The organism is Micropruina sp., assembly GCF_027492755.1.
GTDB lineage: Bacteria > Actinomycetota > Actinomycetes > Propionibacteriales > Propionibacteriaceae > Micropruina.
In genome coordinates this window covers 1-4,001 of the sequence record NZ_JAPUED010000012.1, presented here as the reverse complement: position 1 = coordinate 4,001, position 4,001 = coordinate 1, and the positions used below count along the sequence as shown (strand labels likewise).

At 67.7% G+C, this 4,001-nt stretch carries 4 protein-coding genes and 1 riboswitch; of the genes, 2 read left to right on the top strand and 2 right to left on the bottom strand.

The window, feature by feature from the left end; translation table 11 throughout:
- Positions 1 to 218 precede the first annotated feature (218 nt).
- Positions 219 to 1,313 (bottom strand): thiamine ABC transporter substrate-binding protein, encoded by a 1,095-nt coding sequence (locus Q0066_RS00640; protein ID WP_298129048.1) that lies wholly within the window; start codon positions 1,311 to 1,313, stop codon positions 219 to 221.
- Between the two features lie 35 nt (positions 1,314 to 1,348).
- Positions 1,349 to 1,454: riboswitch (TPP riboswitch) on the bottom strand.
- 122 nt (positions 1,455 to 1,576) lie between these two features.
- Between Q0066_RS00640 and Q0066_RS00635 the strand changes: the two genes are divergently transcribed.
- Together Q0066_RS00635 and Q0066_RS00630 are read left to right on the top strand one after the other, a co-directional pair.
- A complete protein-coding gene (locus tag Q0066_RS00635; protein ID WP_298129046.1) occupies positions 1,577 to 1,888 on the top strand; it encodes a cupin domain-containing protein in 312 nt (103 codons plus the stop codon).
- A gap of 10 nt (positions 1,889 to 1,898) precedes the next feature.
- A complete protein-coding gene (locus tag Q0066_RS00630) occupies positions 1,899 to 2,690 on the top strand; it encodes a class I SAM-dependent methyltransferase (RefSeq protein WP_298129044.1) in 792 nt (263 codons plus the stop codon).
- A 186-nt stretch (positions 2,691 to 2,876) separates the two neighbouring features.
- Here Q0066_RS00630 and Q0066_RS00625 read toward each other — a convergent pair whose 3' ends face one another.
- Positions 2,877 to 3,452 carry a DUF664 domain-containing protein gene (locus Q0066_RS00625; RefSeq protein WP_298129042.1) on the bottom strand — a complete coding sequence of 192 codons (576 nt, stop codon included), beginning with the start codon at positions 3,450 to 3,452 and terminating at the stop codon, positions 2,877 to 2,879.
- Positions 3,453 to 4,001 lie beyond the last annotated feature (549 nt).

Here is a 4,001-nt window from a genome sequence, read left to right as displayed (position 1 = left end):
CGACGGACTGGCCACCCGCTCGACCGACGGACTGGGCGCTCGCTCGACCGACGGACTGGCCACCCGCTCGACCGACGGACTGGGCGCTCGCTCGACCGACGGACTGGCCACCCGCTCGACCGACGGACTGGGCGCTCGCTCGACCGACGGACTGGCCACCCGCTCGACCGACGGACTGGGCGCTCGCTCGACCGACGGATGCTCCCACCGAGGCATGGTCAGCCGATCACCGTCGCGGTCCACTCCCGGATCCAGCTGTCCCGCTTGGCCGAGATCGTCTCGGCCGGCACACTGAACGGCTGCTCGGCCAGCGGCGCGAACCGCTGCCAGTCCTTCGGCAGTTCGACAGACGAATCGGCCGGGTACATGTACATCTCGCCGGGAATGTCGGCCTGCACCTTCTTGGTCAGCAGGAAGTCGATGAACTTCCGGGCGCCGACCTCGTTTTGCGCACCGGCGATCACGCCCGCGTACTCGACCTGACGGAAGCAGGTCTGCAGCAGCGCGGTGGTGTTGGACTCCTTGCCACCCTTGGGCACCTCGAACGCGGGCGAGGTGCTGTACGAGACCACCAGGGGGCGCGAGCCCTTGCCCGACGAGCCGGAGAACTCGGTGGAGTAGGCCTCCGTCCAGCCCTTGACGACCTTGACCCCGTTGTTCTTCAGTGCCTTCCAGTACTCCAGGTAGCCGGGGTCGCCCTGAGCGCCCACGGTGGCTGTCAGCCAGGCCAGGCCGGGTGAGGACGACGCCGGGTTCTCGACCACCAGCAGGTCCTTGTATTCGGGCTTGGTCAGGTCGTTCAGCGTCGCGGGGAGGGCCAGCTTCTTGTCCGCGAACCACTTCTTGTCGGCGTTCACGCAGACGTCACCCAGGTCGATGGCGGTGAGCCGTCCGCTGTCGTCGGCGGCCAGCTTGGCCACGCTTTCGGGCACGGACGCCGGGGTGTAGGGCGTCACCACGCCCTCGGCGAGGGCGCGTCCGGCGAAGGTGTTGTCGATGCCGTACACCACGTCGCCCAGCGGCGAGTCCTTGCTCAGGATCAGCTGGTTCACCAGCGCCCCGCCGTCGCCGGGCTGCACGTAGGTCACGGCGTAGCCGGTGCTGTCGGCGAACTCCTTCTTGAGCTCGTCGCTGAGCGCGAACGAGTCGTGGGTGACGACGGTCAGCTTCTTCGATTCGGTGGGTGCCGAGGCGCTCGAGCTGGCCGGACCCGAGCTCGGTCCGGCCGGCATGGAGCCGCAGCCGGCCAGCAGACCCATTCCGCTCAGCAGCGCCGCAGCCCCGACTGCGATCTTGCGAGTATTCCTGGACATGACGTGTTCCTCCTTGCCGGAGGGCTCACCGCGGTGGTGAGGAGATCCCGACTCCCTACGCCGGTGCTAGCCGGATCAGGTTCGAGGGTCTGCGGTCGATCCGCACTCTCAGCGCCCCATGGCGCTCCCCTGTCGGTTTCCCACCCTACATGCCGCTTTCGTCCGGCTACGTCGCCGTCGACCGGCCATTGCGCGAGTCTCGCCAACGAGCTAGATTTTCTACATACAAACATGTAGTAAATAAAGGAGTGGCTGTGACTGACATGACCGACGTAACCGACTTGGCGTCGATGGTGCAGGTGCAGCCACAGTCCACGGTCTCGCGCACGGTGCTGCGAGCCGAGGGCACCAACGTCGTCCTGTTCGCCTTCGATGAGGGTGAGGAGTTGCGTGAGCACACGGCCGCGATCCCGGTGCTCCTCCAGACGCTCGAGGGCTCGCTGCGGATTACAGCCGACGGCCGCAGCGTAGTCCTCGAGCCCGGCGACCTGATCCACCTCGGCACCCGGGTTCCGCACGCGGTCGAGGCGCTGGCGCCGTCCAAACTGGCGCTCTTCCTACTCACCCGCGACTGAGGTGGTCGCGATGCAGACACTGCCGCAGCAGAACCGCCGGCCCGAGGACGCCCAGGGGCACTGGCTGCTGGCCCGGCTCGGTAAACGGGTACTCCGCCCGGGCGGCCTGGAACTCACCACCGGGCTGCTTGACCGGCTCGGCCTCACCGGAACCGACGTGGTCGAGTTGGCGCCCGGCATCGGGAAGACGGCCGAACTGATCCTGCGCAGCCGGCCCGCCAGTTACGTCGGCGTGGACGCCGACCCGTCCGCGGCCGCGCTGGTCGCCGACATCGTCGGTCCCTCCGGTGGGCGCACCATCACCGCGGACGCCGCTGACACCGGCCTGCCCGCGGCCAGTGCCCACGTGGTGATCGGCGAGGCGATGCTGACCATGCAGACCGAACGCGGCAAGCAGGCCATCATCGCCGAGGCCGCGCGACTGCTGCGTCCGGGTGGGTGCTACGCCATCCACGAACTGGGGCTGCAACCGGATGATCTCGACCCGTCCGTCGGCGAGGAGATCCGCAAGGAACTGGCCCGCACCATCAAGGTGAACGCCCGGCCGCTGACCGCCTCCGAATGGCGCCGGTTGCTCACCGACGCCGGCCTGGTCGTGGAGTGGACCGGCACCGCACCGATGGCACTGCTCAACCTGCGCCGAAACCTGGCCGACGAAGGACTCGGACGAGTGCTGCGGATCGCCTGGAACCTGCTCCGCAACCCGGGTGCTCGCCGCCGGGTGCTGACAATGCGGCGCACCTTCGTGAAGCACGCCGACCACCTGACCGGCATCGCACTGATCGCCCGCAAGCCAGTCTGAGCCCTCGCACACCCGGGGACGGTTCTCCCACGTGCGAATTTCGAACGAAAAGAACCGTCCCCAGAGATGCGAATCTCGAACGTCCGGGGACGGTTCTCGCGGGTGCGGATTTCGAACGAGAAAGAACCGTCCCCCGATGTTCGAGCCTGGCGGCCGAGGTCTCGAGACGCTCGACCATCGGGTTCGCTAAGGACGCCAGCTTGCGGGCGGATCCTCGCCGACCAGGCCGTCGACGTTCTCTCGCAGCAGGTCGGCGTGGCCGGTGTGCCGTCCGTATTCCTCGATCAGGTCGCAGACCAGGCGGCGCACGCTGGCCCGCTGATCACCCTCACCCAGCGCGCTGGGCCGGTCGATGCCGCCGTCCGCGATCACCGCGGCGAGCCGCTCCCGGGCGGCGGCCACGGCATCGTCATAGAGCCGGTACAGCTCGTCCGGAGACTTGTCGGCGGCCGTGGTGAACGTCCAGTCGGAATCACTCCAGTCGGCCGAACGCCAAGGCTCACCGGGGTCGGAACGGTCGAGGTCCCAGGTGAAGCGGAGCGCCTCGACACCGGCAAGATGTTGCAGCAGCCCGCCCAGGGTCAGCGCCGATGGGCCGAGCCGCTTACTCAAGCCGTCGGCGTCCAAGCCGGACGCCTTCCAGCGGAAGGTCCACCGCAACCGGTCGAGCATGCCGATCAGATGCTCCAACTCGCTGCCCGCCAACGGCGGCTCCCACGGGAAGTCCGGATCACCCGGGATCGGGTCGACATTCTCGGTCATCGCTACCGCCTTTCGCTGGTCGATTCCCTCACGTTAGGCCGCATTCCGGACGGAACCCATCCGTAACGAACGACCGGCGCGGGTTGAACAATGCGGCGTTTCGCTGGTTGAGCTTGTCGAAACCCGTCGCCAAGGAGAGTTTCGACAAGCCCGACCAACGGCGATCAGCAGTCCCTCGAAGAGCGGTCGTCACTCACGGGCAGGTGGCGAGCAGACGGCGTACCCGCACCAAGCGGCTCGGATCGGCCACGATCGGACGACATCGCACCGCCCTTGGCCTGGTTGGCCGTGCCACCGACGGCGACGAGATTCGCAAGATCGTTGGCGAAGTGAACGTCGCTCCAAGCCCGAACTCCGTAGCGCCAAGCGACCAGCGTCAGCCCACCTCTGGGGCCAGCAGACCCGGACTTCGGCTTCAGCCGCAACTGCTGGGTGGCCAGGGCCCACGAAGTCGGGCCGGCTACATGGACCTCAGCCGTCCAGTGACGTCAGCATCCTCACAGATCGACCGAGGTATTGGTCGCCACGTCGGGCTTCTCGCCGGTGATC

Coding starts and splice junctions, on each gene's coding strand:
- Q0066_RS00640 (WP_298129048.1), bottom strand. CDS start 1,313: ATGTCCAGGAATACTCGCAAGATCGCAGTCGGGGCTGCGGCGCTGCTG.
- Q0066_RS00635 (WP_298129046.1), top strand. CDS start 1,577: ATGACCGACGTAACCGACTTGGCGTCGATGGTGCAGGTGCAGCCACAG.
- Q0066_RS00630 (WP_298129044.1), top strand. CDS start 1,899: ATGCAGACACTGCCGCAGCAGAACCGCCGGCCCGAGGACGCCCAGGGG.
- Q0066_RS00625 (WP_298129042.1), bottom strand. CDS start 3,452: ATGACCGAGAATGTCGACCCGATCCCGGGTGATCCGGACTTCCCGTGG.